At 71.1% G+C, this 18933-nt stretch carries 12 protein-coding genes and 1 riboswitch; of the genes, 8 read left to right on the top strand and 4 right to left on the bottom strand.

Annotated features, from left to right (window positions below):
* Window positions 1–53: 53 nt before the first annotated feature.
* Complete coding sequence (locus tag ABD785_RS27735) at window positions 54–2786, bottom strand: helix-turn-helix transcriptional regulator (RefSeq protein WP_344833962.1); 2733 nt, start codon at window positions 2784–2786, stop codon at window positions 54–56.
* Between the two features lie 808 nt (window positions 2787–3594).
* Here ABD785_RS27735 and ABD785_RS27730 point away from each other — a divergent pair.
* The 8 genes from ABD785_RS27730 (at window position 3595) to ABD785_RS27695 (ending at window position 16607) form a co-directional block, all read left to right on the top strand.
* On the top strand, window positions 3595–4800 hold the full coding sequence (locus ABD785_RS27730; RefSeq protein WP_344833959.1) for a cytochrome P450: 1206 nt from the start codon (window positions 3595–3597) through the stop codon (window positions 4798–4800).
* A 6-nt stretch (window positions 4801–4806) separates the two neighbouring features.
* Entirely contained in the window at window positions 4807–5637 is an 831-nt protein-coding gene (locus tag ABD785_RS27725) for a hypothetical protein (RefSeq protein WP_344833957.1), read from the top strand.
* A 102-nt stretch (window positions 5638–5739) separates the two neighbouring features.
* Window positions 5740–6528, top strand: coding sequence for an alpha/beta hydrolase (locus ABD785_RS27720; RefSeq protein WP_344833954.1), 789 nt, complete (start codon window positions 5740–5742; stop codon window positions 6526–6528).
* Window positions 6509–9511, top strand: coding sequence for a hypothetical protein (locus tag ABD785_RS27715; RefSeq protein ID WP_344833951.1), 3003 nt, complete (start codon window positions 6509–6511; stop codon window positions 9509–9511). Before ABD785_RS27720 ends, ABD785_RS27715 begins: the two co-directional genes overlap by 20 nt.
* Before the next feature lie 20 nt (window positions 9512–9531).
* Window positions 9532–14583 carry a P-loop NTPase family protein gene (locus tag ABD785_RS27710; RefSeq protein ID WP_344833948.1) on the top strand — a complete coding sequence of 1684 codons (5052 nt, stop codon included), beginning with the start codon at window positions 9532–9534 and terminating at the stop codon, window positions 14581–14583.
* Window positions 14584–14634: 51 nt separating this feature from the next.
* Window positions 14635–14853: a hypothetical protein gene (locus tag ABD785_RS27705; protein ID WP_344833946.1), complete on the top strand. Its 219-nt coding sequence runs from the start codon at window positions 14635–14637 to the stop codon at window positions 14851–14853.
* 88 nt (window positions 14854–14941) lie between these two features.
* A complete protein-coding gene (locus ABD785_RS27700) occupies window positions 14942–16249 on the top strand; it encodes a DUF2252 domain-containing protein (protein WP_344833943.1) in 1308 nt (435 codons plus the stop codon).
* A gap of 39 nt (window positions 16250–16288) precedes the next feature.
* Window positions 16289–16355, top strand: a riboswitch (guanidine-III (ykkC-III) riboswitch).
* 12 nt (window positions 16356–16367) lie between these two features.
* Window positions 16368–16607 carry a CBU_0592 family membrane protein gene (locus tag ABD785_RS27695; RefSeq protein ID WP_344833941.1) on the top strand — a complete coding sequence of 80 codons (240 nt, stop codon included), beginning with the start codon at window positions 16368–16370 and terminating at the stop codon, window positions 16605–16607.
* A gap of 3 nt (window positions 16608–16610) precedes the next feature.
* On the opposite strand, the gene ABD785_RS27690 is transcribed toward ABD785_RS27695, so the two are convergent.
* From ABD785_RS27690 to ABD785_RS27680, 3 genes are all read right to left on the bottom strand, one after another.
* Window positions 16611–18104 (bottom strand): metallophosphoesterase family protein, encoded by a 1494-nt coding sequence (locus ABD785_RS27690; RefSeq protein ID WP_344833938.1) that lies wholly within the window; start codon window positions 18102–18104, stop codon window positions 16611–16613.
* A 61-nt stretch (window positions 18105–18165) separates the two neighbouring features.
* On the bottom strand, window positions 18166–18489 hold the full coding sequence (locus ABD785_RS27685; protein WP_344833936.1) for a hypothetical protein: 324 nt from the start codon (window positions 18487–18489) through the stop codon (window positions 18166–18168).
* A gap of 39 nt (window positions 18490–18528) precedes the next feature.
* The gene (locus ABD785_RS27680; RefSeq protein ID WP_344833934.1) at window positions 18529–18930 is read right to left on the bottom strand and encodes a YccF domain-containing protein; all 402 of its coding nucleotides are present in this window, start codon (window positions 18928–18930) and stop codon (window positions 18529–18531) included.
* Window positions 18931–18933: the final 3 nt, after the last annotated feature.

Genomic DNA, 18933 nt, shown 5'->3' with positions numbered 1-18933 from the left:
ACAGCGCGCTCCCACGCTCCCGCGCCCGGGGTTCCGCGCCCGGGGTCACGGTCTCAGCGCGTCAGCGCCTCTTCCTCCGCCTGGATCTCCAGGAGTTTCGCGCTGAGGTCCCCGCGGCTGCGGACCCCGAGCTTGCGGAGCACCCGGGTCATGTGCTGCTCGACCGTGCTGAGCGTGATGAACAGTTCCTCGGCGATCTCCCGGTTGGACTGGCTGCGGGCGGCCAGGCTCGCGACCCTGAGTTCCGCGTCGCTGAGGCCCAGCGCGTTCTCCTGCTCGGCGGACGCGGTGTCGCGGGCCGTCCCGGCGGGAGTGCTCGGCCTCGCCTGCTGCCTCATGCCCAGCTCCCGCATCAGGCGCTGCGCCTTGCGGTTCAGCGATCGCGCCTGCTTCTCGTGGCCGAGCTTGTAGTGCGCCCGGCCGAGCTCCTCCAGCGCCTGGGCCTCCTTCAGCCGGTGGCCCTGATCCCGGAAGATGTCGACGGCCTCCTGGAGCAGCGGCAGCCGCTTCTTCGGCTCGCAGGCGCCCGCGAGAACCCGCAGCGAGACCCCCCGCATCCACGTGCGGCCGGGTCCGAGCAGCGCCATCTGCTCCTCCACCAGCTCCCTGGCCCGCTGGGCGTCGCCCAGCTCCAGATACGCCTCGGCCGCATCCGTCCGCCACTGGACGAGGGCGTGCAGCTCGATCCCCAGGTCGCTCATGAGCTCCCCGCAGGCGTAGAAGTCGTCGAGCGCCGCGTAGGGGTTGCCCGACGCGAGATGGAAGTGGCCGCGCGCCCAGAGCAGCATCACCCCGCCGGGCGTCGCGTAGGCCGCCTCGGGCACCGGGACGCCGAGGAACGCCGCGGCCTTGTCGGGGTGGCCGAGCAGGGACTCCGCGTAGATCAGGGCGCTCAGCGGGGCCGTCACGGGCACGCCCCATCCCTGGGCGGGGACCAGCTCCAGCGCGCTGCGCGCCGACTCGGCGGCCTCGGCCAGCCGGCCCATCCGGATCTCGACGAGCGCCCGGACGGCCACCAGGATCGCCTGCCAGACGGGCGAGCGGTGCGTCACCGCGTCCTTCTCCAGCTTCCGGCACCAGGAGTCCGCCGTGGACAGCTGGTCCACGAGGATCAGGGAGATCAGCGCGGCCACGATGACCGTCATCGTGTTGTCGTTGAACGGCGTCGTCTGGAGCGCCTGCTCGGCGCGGACCACGATCTCGCCGCTCTCCTCCTCGCACACCACCGCGGCCAGCAGGGCGGACGCGCGCAGCGGCGGGCTCTGCATCGGCGTCAGCGGCTCGAGGGAGGCCTCGATCGCGCTCTGGCGGTCGATGCCCGGCAGGCCCGGATAGCCGTAGACCATCCACAGCCGGACGAGATCGAGTTCGTGCGGGACCCGGAAGCCGGCCGCGGACCGCTTGCGCGAGGTGTCCGCCTCGATCAGGACCTCGAGCACGCGCAGCGCGTCCTCCGTCCGCCCGAACCACAGCAGGCAGCCCGTCACGACCCGGGCGTCCCGCGCCCCCAGCCGGCCCTGCGCCGCGGCCTCGGCCAGTTCCGGCAGGTAGTGCTCGGCCATCCGGGGATTCACCCGCCAGGCGGCGCTGACGATCGCGGTCTTGATCTCCAGGCTCGCGGCCTCGTCGGTGCAGAGGTCGCGGGCGACGCGCAGGCAGTCGAGCGCCAGCGTGACGTCGTTCTCGGCCAGCGCCCGCTCGGCCCCCTCGCGCAGCGTCGGCAGCACCCAGGGCGCCGTGATCCGCTGCGCCTGCACCAGATGGGCCGCCACGACGGTCGTCGTCGCGCCGTGCTCGTGCAGGACCCACGCGCTGCGCGCCTCGAGCCGGGGACGCTGGTAGTGGTTCACGCGCTTCTTCACCGCGGCGCGGACGGCCTCGTGCCGGAACCGCCCGTCGGGCAGGAGCAGCCCCATCTCCGCCAGCGCCGTCAAGCCGCCGTCGACGACCTGCACGGGGCTGCTGAGCACCTCGGCTATCCGCACCCTCGAGGCCTCGTCGCCGAGGATCGACGCGGCCCACGCCGTCCATCGCACGGCGGCGTCGCTGCGGTACAGGCAGATCTCCACCGCCTCGGTGAACAGCTCACCGGGGAGGACGGGCCCGGTCTCGGTCCCCGCGGCTCCGGCCCTGTGATCCTCGAGCAGGGCCCTGACCAGCAGCGGGTTCCCCCCGCTCAGCTCGTGGAGGTCGGCCGGCGAGGCACCGGTCCCGTCGGCCCCGGCCAGCTCCGCCACCTCCTCCGCGGAGAACAGGCCGAGATTGATCGTGGAACACCAGGGCAGGTGGAGCAGCTCCGCCTGGAAGTCCGGATCACCCGGCTGGCTGCTGCTCTCCCCCAGGACGAGCAGGATGCGCGAGGCGTCGAGCCGGTAGGCCAGGTACCTGAGGAACTCCTGCGAGGCGGGATCGCCGTGGTGGATGTCGTCGATCAGCAGCACCAACGGCCGCTCACGCGCCAGCGCGAGCACCGCCCGGCACAGCGCCGACAGCTCTCCCGCGGCCGACCCGAACCTCAGGCGCGTCTCCTCCAGCAGCTTCATCAGGGACCTGGAGTCCGGAGACGCGGACTCCACCCCGTGCAGAAGCTGGCCGATCACACCCAGCGGCAGGGTGCGTTCCGCGGCCGAGCCCGTCGCCTGCAGGAGCAGGGCTCCCGACGCGGCCACATGTTCACCGAACGCCCTGAGCAGAGCGCTCTTCCCGATGCCCGCCGGCCCTCTGACCAGCGCGATGCCCGCCTGACCCGCTATACATGCCTCGTAGTTCTCGAGGAGAGCCGACATTTCTCTGCCGTCTTCCCTAAGTTCCACGTCTGTGTCACCCCCGATGCAGACCGCCGCCCGCTCGTGCAGGCGGCACACTACCCAGCGATCGTCCGGCCGTGAATCCCCTCAGCCCACCGCGCTGCGCCCCGCTCCCCTGAGCAGGGCGACAGCGCCCCATGACGGTCACAACACCCCTCATGGACGGACCGAGCACCCGCGACCGGCTCCGCCGAACCCCGTACCTCGGCGCCCCCGAGATGACGCCTCCGCATACTCCTCGTCAATATTGATCATTTACGGTGCCGAGTATTGCACGGCGAATTCCGCAGAGCCATCTCGTTGGATTAGGAAAACAGCGAGGGACCGTTCCCAAATCCGCGCCCGGCGCGCCATGCCGCGGGCGGGACCGGTCCCACCAGGGACGGCCCGGCACGGGCCTCGCCCGGGGCGGGGGCCACGTGCGGCCGCCCGCCGGGGTCGGCCAGATCCGGCGCCATCACCACGAAACACCCCTCACTGACGCGCGTGTCATACAGCACACACCCGACGAGGACGCAACAGGCATGGCCGAACGGGATCTTCCACCCGGACCGCCCGGGATCGCCTCCGGCCGGCCCGGCGAGATCATCGGTTCACCATTCCCGGCGGCGCGCTCCCCCGCACCGTCGGCATTTCCCCGGGAATTGCTCCGGCCATTCCCACGCCGCCATTGACAGGAAGTGGACCCGGCGGCCGCTCCGGCGAGGCCGGTGACGCGTTCCCGCCCGCGTCTGGTCTCCGGCGGAACACGCGGTTACCGTGAAGATCCCCTCCGAAGGAGCCCCGCGTGCCCTCCTCGCCGGTGAACGACTCCATCAACCTGATCAGTGGCGACTTCTGGGGGCGCGATCCCCACGACGAGCTGCTCTGGATGCGCGAGAACGCCCCCGTCTACTGGGATCCGCACGCCGGGGTCTGGGGCGTGTCCAAGCACGAGGACGTCCGGGCGCTGTCCCGCGCTCCGGGGGCCTTCTCCAACGCCGAGGGCATCCGGCCCGACACCGGGCCGACCCCGATGATGATCGACATGGACGATCCGGCCCACAAGCTCCGGCGCAAGCTCGTGAGCAGCGGATTCACCCCCCGCCGCGTCGCCGACCAGGAGGGCTACCTGCGGCGGGTCTGCGACGAGATCATCGACGAGGTCTGCGAGCGGGGCGAGTGCGACTTCGTCGGCGAGATCGCCGCGATGCTGCCCCTGATCGTCATCGGGGACGCGCTGGGCGTCGCCCCCGAGGACCGCAGGACGCTGCTCGCCTGGTCCGACGACATGCTGAGCGCGCTGACCGGAGGCGACGATCTCGACCTCCTCGTCAGAGCCGCCGACGCGTTCGCCGGCTTCACCGACTACGCCGGCGGCGCGATCCGGGAACGGCGCGGCCGCCCGCGCGACGACCTGCTGAGCACGCTGGTCCACGCCGAGGTCGACGGCGCCGCCCTCGACCACGACTCGCTGGTCCACGAGTCGCTGCTCATCCTGATCGGCGGCGACGAGACCACCCGGCACGTGATCTCCGGCGGGATGTACCAGCTGAGCCTGCATCCCGGCCAGCGACAGGCGCTCATCGACGACCCGTCCGGGATCCCCGCCGCGGTCGAGGAGATGCTGCGGTGGGTCTCCCCCATCAAGAACATGAACCGCACCGCGACCCGCGACTTCGAGCTGCGCGGCCAGACGATCAGGGAGGGCGACAAGGTCCTCCTGCTCTATCCCTCCGCCAACCGCGACGCCGACGTCTTCCCCGACCCGTTCCGCTTCGACGCCCGCCGCACCCCCAACGACCACGTCGCCTTCGGCAACGGCCCCCACTTCTGCCTGGGCAACAGCCTCGCCCGCCTGGAGCTGAAGGTGATGTTCGAACGGCTGCTGGCGCGGCTGCCCGACCTCGAACCCGTCGACGGCCCCGAACCGTCGCACCGGCCCGCGAACTTCGTCTCCGGCTACGAGTCGCTCAAGGTGCGCTTCTCCCCCGCCCCGAAGTCGACCCGATGAAACGCGATGGGAGCCTCGCCCGTGCCCTCATGTAAAGAAGTCGCCGCCGACCTCGCGGCGACCGCGGGACTGTACTCGAGCCTGGCCGGGATCGTCGCCGGATTCGCCTTCGCGACGGTGCTGGCGCTGGTCACCACCCGGCTCGGCCGGGAGGAGGCGCGGACCGGCCGGCTGAACCCGGTCGTGCTCGTGCTCATCGCGACGTTCCTCGCCCTGGTCCTGACCAGCCTCGGCAACGCCGTCCTCGCGGCGACCACGATCTCCGGAGGACGCGCGGCGAGCGAGGTCTCGGTGCTCGGCTCCGGCTTCGTCAGCGCCGGGATCCTCGCCCTCTACGCCATCCTCCAGGCCCTCGAGGCGGTGGGCGACGAGGCACGGGAGCTGTCCCTGTTCGTCCGCAGGACCATCGGCCGCGTCGTCACCCCGCTGTTCATGTTCTACATCTCCTCGGAGGTCGGCATCTACCTCGACCAGCGACACGGCGACGGCCACGGCCTCACCCCCCTCGACGTCCTCGGCCTCACCCTCGTCACGATCCTCCTGGCCATCGGCGCGGTCCTCTACCCCCTCTGGGCCCGTGGCCGCGCCCTGGGCCTCCTGCCCGGCACACCCGTGAGCGTCCGCGACTTCACCCGCGTCTTCCTGGCCGTCAGCTTCCTGTCCACCGCGACCTTCGCCTGCATGGACCAGTTCATGACGCCCTGCGCCTCCGCCCACCCCCTCCTCGAAGCCGCCGTCCTCCTCGTCACCTTCCTCTCCCTCGCCTTCGCCTCCCACCACCTCGCCGTCGGCGAGGCCGTATCGATTCCACAACGACCGGAAGCGGAGAGGCGTTGATGCGTACAGTCTCCGCAGGGGCCGTCCACACGGGAGCGGGGGCATGTGAGCGAGATCTTGCTTTGTCACGGCATCGGAAGAAGGACCCGGAACCGGCAGAGCATGCACGAGCAATGGTGCGAGGCCCTCAATACGGGACTGCACGACAGCGGGCTCGACCGTGTCGCCGCCGACCGGGTCACCGCGGTCACCTATGCGAACTGCTTCCGCTCCGCCGGCACGAAATCGATCGGCGACCCGGACGACGAGGACCGGATTCCCGCGTTCGGCCTCGTCCATCTGCGTGATCCGCTCGAACTCGAACTCCTCGAGGCCTTCGCCTCCGGAGTCCCCGACCCCGAGGGCTCGCCGACGAAGGGACTCCCCCAGGACGCGCTGCGCAGGCTCCAGCGGAGCAGGTTCCTCGGCGACCCTCCGGCCAAGGTCATCATCTGGATGATCAAGCAGGTCCGCGACTACCTCACCGACGACGCCCTCCGCAGGTGCGTCCAGGACCGCTTCGCCGCGGCGGTGACGCCCGGGACCCGGGTGGTCGTCGCCCATTCACTGGGCAGCGTCGTCGCCTACGAGACGCTGCTGGCCCACCCGGAATGGAAGATCGACACGCTGGTGACCATCGGCTCGCCGCTCGGCCTGAAGGCCATCGGCGACCGGCTCCGGCCGCCGGTCTCCGAGAAGACCCCCGGAGCGTGGCCCGGGGTCCGTCGCTGGCTGAACGTCGCCGCGGAGGAGGACCCGGTCGCCCTGGTCAAGAAGCTGAAGCCCCTGTACGGGAAGGACGTCGAGGACCTGCCCGTCCTCAACGGCCGCCTCTCCGCCCATCTCGCCACGCGCTACCTGACGACCCACGAGGTCGCCAACGGGATCGCCGATGCCCTCCGGCCCCGCTGAGCAACGCGTCGACGAGCTGCACCGGCTCTGCGTGATCGCGGGAACCCAGACCTTCGGCACGGGGGTCGAGAACCTCGATCACGTCCCCGACGAGCTGGCCCTCGTCCGCAGCGTGCTCAGGGACGACTGCGGCATGGAGGTCCACCCGCGTCCCGGACTTGATCCCACCTCCCCCGCCGACTTCCTCGACGGCCTGCACGCCGCCATCGACCGGGCACCCGACGTCCTCGTGCTCTACTACACCGGCCACGGATTCCTGCGGCAGGACACCGAGCTCCTCCTGCCCCTCGCGAACGGCGACCCCGGCCGTCCGGCCACCGTCCTGCCGGCCCAGGCGCTGCTGACGGAGCTGCAGGCGGCGGAACTCGGCGAGGTCGTGGTCATCCTGGACGTCTGCGACTCCGACGCCGCGGCCGACGACCTCAGGCTCTGGGAGATCCGGACCGGGGCCGCGGGCAGGGCGACGGGCAGGGTCCACCTCATCACCGCGGCGAGGAAGGTCGAGAAGGCGCAGCAGCTGGCCTTCGCCCGGGCGTTCACCGCGGCGATCCAGTCCCCGGGCATCTCCCCGAACGACCGGTACATCCCGCTGAAGAAGCTCGAAGCGGAGATCCAGCACCGCCTCGGCGACCTCTACCAGAACGTCACCTACCACCCACCGCGCGGCGCGGAGGAGAGCCGGGCGTTCCCCAATCCCGACAGCGGCCGGCGGCAGACCTCCCGGCCGCTGGAGGCGAGGGCCGAGACCGGCTGGGTCTTCTGCGGCCGCGACCGCGCCGTCGAGCAGGTCGTCGCGTTCCTGGCCTCGACGGGCACCGGCGGACGCTGCTGCGCGATCACGGGGAAATCGGGCACCGGCAAGTCCATCCTCCTCAAGTGGATCGCCTCGGCGTCGAGCCGCCGCCCGTTCCCCACCTCGGACCCGGACGCGGTCTCGGTGGTCCCGGAGGGCTGCGTTCATCTGCGGCTGGACGCGCACGGCCAGGAGGGCTACACCCTGCTGTCCCAGGTGGCCCGGCGATTCGGCGTCGAGAAGGAACCCGGAGAACCGGGATTCTTCGACGAGCTCGACACCGCGCACGGGCCGAAGGCCATTCTCATCGACTCGATCGACAAGGCGCGTGAACCGGACGAACCGATCAGTGAGGTCCTCGCCCCGCTGGCGGAGCTCTCCTCGGTGCGGCTCGTCGTCGCCTCCGGCGCCCCGCCGCGAGGCCTCCCCGCAGAGGAGATCTGCCTCGATGACGCCGTCCATTCCGACAGCGCGGAGATCGCCCGGCTGGTCCGATCGGTCCTGGTCAAGCACGCGAATTCCGTGCATCATGAGGCGACGGAGAACGACCTCGGGGAAATGGTCCGCTGGGTGGTGGAGCGTTCTGAGAGCGTGTTCCGATGGGCTTACCGTTACGCGATCGACCTTGCCTACCAGACCTTCGAGGAAGTTCGTGCCTTGATGCCGGACTCGATCACCGACCGCTACGCCCACCGGCTGAGAAGGATCTCCCCCGAAGGGGATCCCCACTGGGCCAGGGACCTGCTCGCGCCGCTCGCCTACGCCCTCGGCGCGGGCATGCCGGACCACCGCCTCTGGTCCGAGGTCGCCCACCGGCTCCGCGCCCGCCGCGCCAGCGAGGCCGAACTGGAACATCTGCTGTCGCAGGCCGCCGACTACCTCGACGAGGCATCGGATCCCGGACCCGACGGAGGCTGGCGCCTGAGCTCCGACGTCGCCGACTACCTGATCCAGGATGCCGACACCGCCGCGGCGCACACGGCGTTCACCGAGGCCATGATGGCCGCGCTGCCCGGCGGCGAGACCACCGGCTGGTTCAGGGCCGACACCTACACCCAGCGCAACTTCGCCGAGCACGCCCTGCTCGCCGGCGCCCTCACCCCCTTTCTCGACGACCCCGAGTTCCTGCTCGCCATGGACGCCCACCGGCTGCGGCGGGCCCTGACCCTCGACGGGCGGGACAAGGCGCGCAAGGTGCGGGAGCTGTGCGAATCGGTGACCGTCCACGGCTCCCACACCGAGAACCTCTCGCAGATCGCGCTCCTGGCGGCCGCCTTCAGGCTTCCGGAACTCGCCGACGCCGCCCGCCGCAGGACGACGGGCTGGACCGCCTCCCTGGCCGACCGGCACGGCTCGGACGCCGTCGACGTGGTCGGGCCGGCCGAGGCCCGGCGTCTCGTCATCGGGACGCTCGACGGCCGCCTCCTGGCCTCGGGCCCGATCGGCGGCCTGGAGCCCCTCGTGCAGGGCGCCGACCCCGTCTCCGCCTTCGGCACCCGCCTGGTCCACGGCGTTCCCTACGTCGCCGTGGGGCACTGGAGCGGCACCGTCGACATCCACGATCTGGTGAGCGGGGAGACCTCCACGATCGACGACCTCGACTCCAGGATCGTCGCCTGCGACTTCGGTGAGCGCGGCCTGGTCGTCGCCACGGCACGAGGCTGGCGGATGCACGAACTGGGCGTCGGCGAGGGGCCGCTGGTCCCGTCCGGCGGCCACGCCCTGTCGGCCGTCGCCCAGGCCGACGTGGACGGTGAATGGATCGTCGTGGGCGCCTGCACCGACCGGGTCCGGGTCTGGGCCGCGGACGGCACGTTCCTGCGTGAGTTCAGGACCGGTCAGCGCCGGGCCCTGACGTCCGTGGTGGTCCTCGATGACTCGATCTTCGTGGCGAGTGACGACGGCACCGTGTTCCAGTCCGATGTATACGGATATGACGGTCACATCCTGTTCGAGGAGTTTCTGAGCGCGGAACGCGTCACCACGCTCAGCCTCATCCGCGACGAAGGGAATCCGCGGCTATTGGTGACCGGAAAGAATGGAACCGCCATCATCGCGACATTTGACGGACGCGACCCATCGCACCTTGTTACCATGCATGTCGGACTTGCGATCAACGCCGCCGTTCTGCCGAATGACCGGGAATTGGTCATCTGCAGCGATGTGGGAACGGCGCGCCTCCACATTTGACGATCAGGTATGGGAGAGTCGTGCGGCGCTCGGAAAGCCAGGAGAAAGCCTACGACGCGACACTCGCCCTCCATGCTCTGACGGCCTTCCTCGACAACGGCGACGCCTCCGATCCCGCACATCTGCTCCGCCTGATCCGCACCCTGCGGCAGCGGGTGGAGTCGCTCAAACCGGGCACGCCGGTCCCCTCTCGCCCCCGGCGCGTCGACACCGCGTCCGAACCGCCGTGCGGCTTCGGCGCACTCCTGTCCGAACTGCTCGAACCGGGCTCCGGGCGGCTCTCCGCCGATCTCGTCCGGGCGCTCGCGGACGACAAGGTCGTCGCGGAGGTCTACGCCATCGAGGAGAGGTTCGAGGAGCTCTACGGCGACGAGCGGCCGTCCCAGGCGCTCCCGCCGCCGCCGAACGGCCCGGCGGCGCACCACGTCCCGATCGTCGCGGCCGGCGGCTGGACCGCCATGGCCGCGGTCGAGGCCTCCTACACCACCGGAGACCCCGCCGCCGTCCCCCCGGCCGGGACGGCGTCCTCGGGGTCCCGGGTCTGGTCGCCGCTGAGCGAGGCGTTCCTGCTCGCCGCGGACGAGGCCCTGGCGGGAGCGCGCGGCCTGCTCGCGCGCCTGGGCCGTCCGCAGCCCGCCCGGGTGGGCGCGGTGTTCGACACCACCGGGATCCTCGCCCCGTCCACCGTGCCGGACGGCCTCGGCGCGGGCACGATCGCCCTGACCTACATCGCCCGGCAGGCCGGACTCGGCACCCCTGCGGAACTGGACGTCCTCGTCCTCGCCCAGGTCTCCAAGGACGGCCTCTGCACGCCCGTCACCGATCACACCGGCGCGGCGGACCTGGCGCGCTCCGCCGGGCTGCGGGTGCTCCGCTGCGTCACCGGCGGCTGGGAGATCGAGGGAGCGGCCGGCGGCCCGGGCTCGAAGAGCCGGGACGCCTCCCTCGCCGGCGCCGCGCAGCTGCTGTGGGACGAGGAGTGGACGGAGGCCAAGGACTCCTGGTCGGCCTCGGCGCTGAAGAGCCACAACTGGCGGGTCCTGCGCGTGGCCGGCAAGGGCGCCCAGCAGATCTCCGCGAGCGGCACGCCCTGGGGCGTCCCCGTCGAGGGCGTCCAGTGGGTCGAGGCGCCCCAGGTCGACGCGCTGGCGAGTCAGCTCCTGCTCCAGCCGCACCTGTCGATCGTCCTGGGCGGCCAGCCCGGCAGCGGCAAGACAGTGATCGCGGGCAAGCTCACCCAGCGGCTGATCAACGCCAGATGGCAGATCCTCGTCCTGCGCCCCGACGACAACTGCCTGCCCGCCGAGGGCGACCTCTCCGTCATCGTCGGCTCCGCCCTGAACCTCAGCAGGCTCGTCCCGAACGACAAGACGCTCGTCATCATCGAGGACCTGCACCCGCTCGGCGGGGGGAGCCTCGCGGCCCTGTCCGATCTGGCCTCGGTGCTGGGCGTCAGCGTCCTGGGGCTGCTCCGCTTCTCCGAGGGCCTGGTCGAGGAGTGGGACACCCCGTCCATCTCGGCGATCGAAGCGGTCGTCAGCCCGGACGACGTCGCGGACCTCGCCCGGAAGATGGCCGCGGAGTTCCCCAAGCTCTACGAGGTTCCCGACGACCTGATCGAGCCGCTGGTCGACCTGGCCAATCGCGACCTCTGGCTGCTGAGCCGGCTGATGAGCGACATCGCGCGGAACAAGCGCGCGGGCACCTTCGCCACCATCAGCGAGACGCTGGTCCACCTGATCACCGCCCGTCTCGCCGGGCTGGAGGGCTTCGAGCAGGACCGGGATCAGGTCCGGCTGGTCGCGGCCCTGTCGATGCTCGGCCAGCCGACCCCCGAGGGGCATCTGAGCGCGACGGCCCTGAAGACCCTGGCCTCGCTGGGCGCCCATCCCCTGTTCGGCCTGGTCCGGCTCCCGAGCCGGGAACTGGCCCGGCTGGTGTTCGACCGCACCTCCGCCGACGGCCAGGCGGACGACCACGAGGTCCAGGCCGTGCCGGTCATCCTTCCGCACCTGGCGCGGCTGCTGAGGGAGCGGCGGTCCGGCCTCGCCGTGGACCTGCTGAAGCGGCTGCGCGTCTACGACCTGAACGCCCTGGACAAGTCCGGCGGCGACCAGGTGTGGGAGGAGATCGTGCGCTGGTCCGCGGCGGCCGCGCCCCCCACGGTCGCCGCGGCGCTGTCGCACCTCGACTCGTTCGCGTCGGACTTCCGGATCTCCGATCTCCTCCCGGACCTGATGCGGCGGACCGCGACGGTGCGGGACCTCGACGCGCCACGGCTGTCGTCGGTCGTGGAACTGCTGCAGAAGCACCGTCTGGCGCTCCAGGACACCGAGGCGATGCGCTCCTTCGTGGAGTGGCTCGCCGATCCGGAGACCGGGCTGGGCGCCGTCCTGCGGCGCCCTGCGAGGATCGGCGAGCGGTACAACGCGGTGCTGAGGCTCTTCCGCCTCCACGAACCCGAGATGCCCGCGATCATCATCGCCCAGGCCCCGGTGCTCGTCCAGGGCATCGACAAGACCTCCGCGGTCGACCTCGTCCAGGTGCGCAGGCTCGACATCCTTCTGGCCCGCTGCTACCGGGTGGTCGAACGCGGCGACGGCTGGAAGCCCGGCGAACGGGTCAACGAACAGCTTCCCCTCGAGCATTTCCCCGAGGTGTACGACCTGCGGGATCACCGCCCGCCGAGCGGCTCCGGGCTCGGGGCGCTGCTGGCCCAGCTCTCCCTCCGTCTCCACTTCGACCCGAGGATCGACTGGGACGAGCTCATCCAGGGGAACGAGGGCCTGCTCCGCTCCGCCTTCACCCGGGCCACGGCGCCGGAGATCTCGATGGTGCTGGGAGATCTGTCCGCCAACCACCGGGGCTTCTGCACGAAGCTCATGCACCGTCTCGCCGTGAGCGGGGCGATGCGCAGCCTCATCCGCACGGCGGCACCGGCGGACGCGGCCAACCTCATCGCGACGGTCGGCCGCATCCACAAGGACACCGCGAACAAGATGCTGCACGAGGATCGTGCGGAGGACCTCGCCCGGGTGCTCGCCACCCGGATCATCAAGCTCAAGGACGGCAAGGGCGCCGGGCTCCTGCTGAGCCGGACCCACGAGGCCGACGAGCTGTTCTGCTCGTCGGGGCCGCGGTTCGCCTCCCTGCTCGCCGAGGAGCTCGGTGAGGAGTTCGCCGTGCGGCTCGTCAGCAAGGAGCGGCGTCCTTCGATCCTCTACTACTTCCTCAAGGGCATCTGGCAGGCCGACGCCAGCTACCGCAAGGTCGTTGAGGACGACGCCTTCAACCTGATCGTCAGATCCCTCGGCTCCGCCTACCGCGTCAACCGGCCCTGGGCGGCGCAGCTCGCCGTGCTGCTCGCCGCGGACGACTACCTCGGCGAGGAGTTCCTCCAGCGGATCTCCGAGGCCGTGCCTCCCAAGATCCTCGCCCGCCAGATGACCCAGCCGAGGCTGCGGGTCGACGCCGCGCTCCACATGCACCGGCTGGGCCGGGCGATCAGCCCCGACCTGCCCCGGCTCTACGCGGAGGTCCAGGGCCGCGACGAGCTCTGGCGGCGGCCCCGCAGGCTGGAGCGGGCCTCCGACGTGGCGCAGCGGCTGTCCGTCATCTCGACGACCCTCCGGATGTCCGACCCCGGCTGGTCCAACGCCCAGATCCTGCAGCGGTTCAAGCAGAACGCGCCGGACTGGGACTGGGGCGAGGAGATCAGCAAGGTCCGGACCACATCGGATCTCACCGCGTCGCTGAACTCGCTGCAGAAACTGGATCCGGGGACCGCGAGCGCCGCGCTCGAGACCCTGAAGGCCGTGCCGGAGGGCCGCAGTTACAGCGCGCTGGAGGACGTGGCCGTCCGGTCCGCGTCGCGCCCTCCTGACCTGGCCGAGCTGCTGCACTGCGTCGAACGCATCGAGAAGGAGCAGGGCCGGAAACTCCTCTCCCACATCCGGCAGAAGCGGCACTTCTGGACCGCTTTCACCGAAGAGATCCGCTACATGCAGGATCCGGTCACCCAGGGACGGGTGGGACGCCACCTGGCGGACCTCGGGGTGACCCCGCAGACCGGCGACTCCGAATGGATCAAGAAGCTGCTGAACGGGCGGTGGCTCGGCCTCGTCGGCCAGCTCGCCAGCCCGAGGGCGCTCTGCGGGCTGCTCAGGCTGTCCTACATCTGGGACGAGCAGTGGGGGCACCAGCTCGCCGCCAACGCCAACCAGGGCGCCGTCCTCGCGCGGATCAAGAAGGGCGCGGCCGAGGACCTCAGGGAGGTGCCGCGCCTGCTCGAGATCCTCACGCGCTGCGGCCAGAACGACCTGGCCCAGGCCGTCATGGACCAGATGACCCAGTTCCCGAAGGACGAGCTCGCCCGGTCGCTCGGGCTGCATCGCGCGACGGAGCTGCTCCGCCGGTACCGCGAGGACAGGCCCGCCGACGTGCAGCTGTTCGGCCCCGCCGTCGGGCGGGCCGTGGAACGGGCGAGCCGGCGGCATCTCGTGCTCGACCACGGCGCGCACTGGGCCTCGATCGGCTGGGCGGCCCAGACGCTCGGCGAGTGCGGTCTCGGTGACGCCCTGCCGGACGCCGTCCCGATCCTGCCGGTGAACGCCGCCTTCGCGGCAGAGATCTGCTGGGCGGCGACCTGGATGCCGGAATCGGAGTGGACCCGGGCGCAGGTCGCGGAGCTCCTGGACATCGCCGTCCGCCAGGACCGGTCCTCCACCACGGGCAGCAGGCTCGCCTACGCGCTCGTGGCCGGGGCCAGAGCCGGACGGACCGCCGCGTTCTTCGAGGACACGGCTCACTGGAGCCAGGTGACCGAGGCACCGCTGGGCACCCTGTGCCTCGCCTACCGGGAGGCGTCCGGGCATGCCGCGCTCGGCGTCCTGACGCGATCGCTCAAGCCCGCGCTGCACAAGCGGCTGAAGTCCCCCGTCCACCGGATCGACCCGTGGCGCGCGGAGCTGCTCCAGCTCCTCGGGCCCGCCCAGCGGTTTCCCGGTGCCCCCTCCCCGAGCGCGCTGTTCCGGGCGAAGCCCGGACCCGACCAGGGTCCGCCCTCGCCGTGAAGTTACCTTGGACGTACGAAGGGTCGCAGATCGTTCTCGGGGAGGTCGTTCGTGAAGTGGGCAGTCGGGTGGTTCGTGGTGGCGGCGGCGGCCGTCGTGTACGTGTTCTGGGTGCTGGCGGACGCGGGGACGTTCGCGCTGGAGGACCTGGCCTCGGGGACCAAGTGGCAGGCGATCTTCGGTGGGGTGGTGGCGGCGCTCTCGCTGGGGCTCGCGTTCGTCAACGACATCGAGTCGCGGCCCGATCCTGAGGTCGCCCCGCACCACTGAGACCGTCGCGCCCCCGCCCCGGACCGGGTCAAGGTTCCTTGGGGCGGGGGCGCGCTTGTGTTGGGGTCCTGGCTGGAAAGCCATGATCATGACAGGGACGCCGCGCGAGGAGTACGAGACGGGGAAGCTCCTGCGCCGAGCCGTTCCCCGCTCGTCCCACGCCGCGTGGTCGCCGCCGGGGAACCGGCGCAATCCCGTGCTGACCGTGCTCGCCCAGGACGAGCGGCGGCTGCCCGACCTCGTGCCGCTCCGCCACCGGCGCATGGCGGCCTCGCCGTTCGCGTTCCTGTGCGGCGCGGCCGCGGTGATGGCGGGCGATCTGGCGTCCACCCCCTCGACGGGGCTGGGCGTCCAGGCCTGCGGTGACGCCCACGTCATGAACTTCGGCTTCTACGCGAGCCCCGGTCGCTCACTGGTCTTCGATCTGAACGACTTCGACGAGACCCTTCCCGGCCCCTGGGAGTGGGATCTCAAGCGGCTGGCCGCCAGCCTGGCCGTCGCCGCCCGCGACCAGGGCTTCGGCGACGAGGACGCGCGCGACCTCGCGCGGAGGGCCGCGGCCGCCTACCGGCTCCGGATGCGCGAGCTCGCCGCGATGCCCGACCTCGCCGTCTTCTCCACGGTGACCAGGGGCGACGAGGTCATCGAGCAGATCATGAAGCGCGGCCTCCGCGACCGCCCCAAGAATCTCGACCAGACCCACCGCCGCGACAGGCTCCCCGCGGTCGGGACGCTCACCGCGACCGTCGACGGCCGGCTGCGGATCGTCGAGGATCCGCCGCTGCTGGTCCGCGACGGCACCGAGTCGACCGAGGACCTGGTCAAGCACTCGCTGGCCGAGTACAGCCGGTCCCTCCGCGAGGACGTCGCCGAACTGCTGTCGCGGTACCGCTTCGTCGACGCCGCCCGCAAGGTCGTCGGCGTCGGCGGCGTCGGCACCCGGTGCTACGTCGTCGTCCTCCAGGGCCGCGACGCCCACGACCCGCTGGTCCTCCAGATCAAGGAGGCCACCCGGTCCGTCCTCGAACCCCACCTGTACTCCAGCGCCTACCGCAACCAGGGCCGCAGGGTCGTCGTCGGCCAGCGGCTCCTGCAGTCCGCCAGTGACGTCTTCCTCGGCTGGTCGGCCGACGGCCCCGGCAACTACTACTGGCGCCGGCTCCGCGACCTGAAGTCCGACATCGACCCGACCACGATGAACCCCTACGGCCTCACCCTGTACGCCGAGCTCTGCGCCCGGACGCTCGCCGTCGGCCACGCCAACACCGGCCGGCGGATGCGCATCGCCGGCTACCTGGGCACCTCCACGGTCTTCGACGAGGCGATCGCGGAGTTCGCCATGGCCTACGCCGACCAGACCGGGCGCGATCACAAGATCTTCACCACGGTCAGCTGACCCCGCGTCCCGGCCGTGACCCGGGTGAATACACTGGTGAGCGTCCCCGGGACCCACCGGGGCCCCGGACGAGACGCGCCGTACCCGGACCGCACGACGACGCCCAGGAGGCGTCGCCATGTCCCAGCTCGTCCAGATCTCGGGTTCCCTGCTGGTCCTCGCGGGTTTCGTCCTGAGCCAGCGCGGCGTCCTCGACGCCCGGTCCCCCCGCTACCTGCTCGCCAACCTCGCCGGCTCCTCGATCCTGGCCGCCGAGGCGCTCGTGCTGCGGCAGTGGGGCTTCCTCCTCCTCGAGGGCGTCTGGGCGGCCGTCTCCGCCGCCTCCCTGCTGTCCCTGCTCCGCACCGCCCGCCGCTGAGGCTCAGCGCAGCGGGATCCGGAAGTCGTCCTCGACGGGCGGGGCCAGCTCGTGCGCCCGGCAGCCCGACGCGCCGATGCAGCGGATACGCAGCTCGCCGGGGGTGACGTCGATGCGCAGGAAGCTCTTGAAGAACGGCGGGAGGTCGGAGTCGGCCGTCTCGGAGAAGAGCTTGTGGTAGGCCTTGCGGACCGGCAGGCGGAACCAGGAGGTCAGCCTGCCGGTGGCGCCCGGCACCCCGAGCAGCGACGCGATCATCCTGGCCCGCCGGCCCGGCTTCACGTCGTCGGCCTCGGGCCTGCTGGGCGGGATCCCGAGCCGCTCGGAGACCGCGGCCGCCGCCTCGGGATAGGAGATGTCGAAGAACCGGCGCAGGCCCAGCCAGCGCAGCCGCCGCCCGTAGAGCCGGCTGTAGAAGACCAGGGAGTCGCCGCGCAGCGGATAGCAGGTGAAGGTGTCCTCCACCACCGTCGAGGTCCTGGCGATCGTGTGCGTGGCGTGCATGAACGCCCCCGACCCGCCCGCCACCACGTACTGGACGATCTCGTCGCGGCCGTCGCGCTGGAGGACGATCGGGTAGCGCTGGTAGTTGTGGATGTCCCCGCCGATCACCGCGACGTAGGAGAACTCCCGGACGATCTCGTCGACCGTCCCGCCGCCCTCGATCGAGCCCGGCTGGTGGACGTCGTCCTTGTAGATCGGCTTTCCGGTGATCAGGAGCTTCGGGCGCGGGTCCGCCGACACCCGCCGCAGCCACGCGCCCTGCTCCCGGTCGAGGCGCCCCTGGATCCCGGTGTCGATCCCGATGATCCGCAGTTCGGGGCTGTCGATCACCCAGTAGGGCCCCGGCTGGACGGCCTGCTGCTCCACCATCGACCGCAGCTTGCGCCCCTCGGCGAGCTTCTCCTCGTCGGCGGGTTCCGGCCGCCGCCACAGCTTCCGCGCGACGAACCCGAGGCTCCCGTGCCACCAGTCGCCCGGCGAACCGTCCCCCTGACGGTCGCAGAACACCCGCATGAACCCCTCGAGCCCGTCGTACCAGTCGTGGTTGCCGGGGATCGCGTAGATCGGCTTGCGGTAGTCCTGGTAGGGCTTGAAGAACTTCTGCGGATAGTCGTTGACGCTCCCGATCGGGTAGATCACGTCGCTGGCGATCACCGCGAAGTCGGTGTCCTGCCCGATCTTCAACATGCCCGGGACCACCGCGAACTGCGACTGGTCCCCCTCTCCTGTGTCGCCGAGCAGCAGGAAGGAGAAGGTCGTGTCCGGTTCGCTGCGCAGCAGCATGTCGCCGGGTTCACCGATCCAGCGGCGCCTGATGTCGTCGACCGGGTCGCCGAACCGCTTGGCGATCACATCGTTCCTCGACCGCCACAGCACCGACGGCCGCAGCCACGACAGCGCCTGCTGCGGGCCGAGCTCGCGGTAGTGGCCGTCCTCCTGGCAGCCCCATCCGGCGCTGGCGGAGGAACGGTGTGAGTTTCGGGGGGTCGTCACCCTCCAAGGTCATCACGTGCGGCGCCCCCGCGGCAAGGAATCCCGGTTTCCGCCCGAATCGTTAGTGCCGGGGGTGCTGGTACTGGCCGGTCAGCGGGATGTCCTCGGCGGGCGAGGGCGGGATCACGTCCTGGGGCGCCGTGACGGGCGCCGGGGCGTGCCTGCGGCCCCTCGGCTGCTGCGGCAGGCCCTGCGCGAGCGCCTCGATGAACGGAGTGATCTCCGTCGACGCCAGCCGGAAGGTGGCCACGCAGGTGCCCTGGTTCCAGAGGCTGAGGACCACGACGTCGGCGTCGGGGTGCCAGCTCAGACGCATCGCCCGCTGGTCGCCCCGGGCGTCGAAGAAGACCTCTCCGGTCTTCGGAAGGGGGGTGGCGCTGGACATCCGACCATAATGTCGCTGGTCAGAGGACCTGTCCACCCCTCAGGAGGCCCCAAAGCGCTGATCGGTCGAGACCACCTCGCGCCCCAGCGGCATCAGGGAGATGGGGATCATCTTCAGGTTGGCCCAGCCGAACGGGATCCCGATGATCGACACGAACAGCGGGATGCTGGTGAGGATGTGGCCGAGCGCCAGCCACCAGCCGGCGAAGACCACCCAGATCACGTTGCCCACGAAGGACGGGGCCCCCGCACCCGGCTTCTCGACCGTCGTCCGCCCGAACGGCCACAGCACGTAGCCCGCGATGCGGAACGAGGCGATGCCGAACGGGATCGTGATGATCAGGATGCAGCAGACGACCCCGGCCACGAAGTAGCCGAGGGCCATCCAGATCCCGCAGAAGACCAGCCAGAGGATGTTCAGGACGAACTCGATCACCTTCATGAT

This window comes from Actinocorallia longicatena (assembly GCF_039534125.1).
Taxonomy (GTDB): domain Bacteria; phylum Actinomycetota; class Actinomycetes; order Streptosporangiales; family Streptosporangiaceae; genus Actinocorallia; species Actinocorallia longicatena.
This window is presented reverse-complemented; position numbering and strand designations above follow the sequence as displayed.